This window comes from Acinetobacter sp. AM (assembly GCF_003105055.1).
Lineage (GTDB): Bacteria > Pseudomonadota > Gammaproteobacteria > Pseudomonadales > Moraxellaceae > Acinetobacter > Acinetobacter tibetensis.
Genome location: NZ_QETG01000052.1, coordinates 1 through 1,734, shown reverse-complemented (window position 1 = coordinate 1,734; position 1,734 = coordinate 1). Strand labels below are relative to the sequence as shown.

1 protein-coding gene and 1 pseudogene are annotated in these 1,734 nt (G+C 33.0%); both read right to left on the bottom strand.

The window, feature by feature from the left end; translation table 11 throughout:
• A pseudogene (locus DCO44_RS16525) lies at positions 1-1,156 on the bottom strand (hypothetical protein); the annotation flags it as partial.
• 5 nt (positions 1,157-1,161) lie between these two features.
• Positions 1,162-1,632 (bottom strand): hypothetical protein, encoded by a 471-nt coding sequence (locus DCO44_RS16520; RefSeq protein ID WP_116763780.1) that lies wholly within the window; start codon positions 1,630-1,632, stop codon positions 1,162-1,164.
• Positions 1,633-1,734: the final 102 nt, after the last annotated feature.

Here is a 1,734-nt window from a genome sequence, read left to right as displayed (position 1 = left end):
TTTCTTCCGCACATTTAACATATGTTGCAAAATGTGTTAAATGAATTAATCCCCTACCTCTGTAATTATTATTAGGATATTGAGGTACTGAATACAAAAACTGGGCTATCGCAGGGTCATTCGACATTAAATTATCTTCGACATATTTATATCGTTTTTCTAATGTATAGTTTTCCATCCCATGGCGTTTAAAAGCACCTGTAAAGTTTGTTATCATCATATTATATAAGGATTTTCCAGTATATGATTTTTTTGTGTAATACATGCTTTCTATTAGCTTTGTAAAGTCTTCAGTTTCTATTTTTCCTTGAGCTAGAATATTAATTAAATCCCTACAGGTATTACTTGAATACTTTTTTAGATGATTCGGGAGCAATAACAGAGCATTTTGAAATTCTGTCTTAGCTTTTGGTGCAACACTTTTAATAAAATTAAGATCAAATTTTAAGGACTTACCACAAGTTAGGCATGTTACATCACCAACTTGTGGTACTGTTACAGGCAAACTTGGTTGATCAGGTTGAGTTGTTGCACTACTGCTTGTTATGTCGAAATAAACAGGTAGTTCTACAGGAGTAGTAGATCGGGGCGTATACCCTTGAGGTGTTTTAAAAGGAGTATTATCAGGCTTAAAAGGATGAATTTGTATTCTGCTATGTAAAATAGATGTAATATTCAATTCGCCATTTTTCACATCTTGAATGGCTTCAATAAACCTTGGTGCAGTTTTGGCAGGTCCCACTAAATAAGACACTTTTACTATGAGAGGTACAGAACAAATCTTCTTATTTTGTGCATTTTCATAAAATATAAATTTTGTTTTTGCGATACCGTAGTCAGTTAAAAAATAAGGAGATTTAATTGAGCTTGGTAGTATTCTCAATACATTAAGTGTCGTAATTCGATAATAGGCATTATCATTGTCGTTATCTTCTTTAAATTTGGTCATATCAGGTTGACCATTTTTATCAATCGGAGCTAATACAAATACTTCTACAGCTCGTCCATCTGATTGAAAAGTTAAAACCCCATCCATATCACTGGTTAGCTTATTATTTTTTTTATCTCCCCCAACATACCGTGTTGCCATGGGAAAATTTAATAAGGGTTTGTTGCTTGCATCAACAACTTTAATTTTATATTCAGTTAATGCCATTGTGATTATTCATCGTCCTTAGTTGAATCAAAGTTTTCATCAAATGATTGCTCATCATCTACTTCATCCTCATTAAAAAAATGATCATTTGGCTTATCAAATGTAAGATTTTCGCTATTGAATAATAATGCTGTAAATGGTTTTTCTTCGGCTGTATGAAATCTTAGAGTAGTATCTTCAGTAGAATTATTTAATTCCCTTTGAGCAAGTAATTTTGCAGTCGTATCTTCTATAACAAATACTTGCTTTTGAATGTTTTTAGGCGAATCAACGGCTTCCCCATTCTCATCCGTATACTCAAACTTATAATTGACTTGATTACTATAAGTATTCGGTGCTGTAGGTAAGACCGTGATGGGAGAAACAATCCTTTGCCCACCTTCAAACTTATGCTGTCCAGCTTGATAAACAATTTTTCCACCTGTTGAGATAGTAATCCCACCATCACTGATCACAATACGAGAACCACCTGCCATTATTAGATCTCTTTCATAACTCATTTTTCATTCAATTCTAAGTTGTAAATTCCAGCAATTAAATTGAATCTTAAACCGAGCCTTTTCCCTCTATTTCGATAG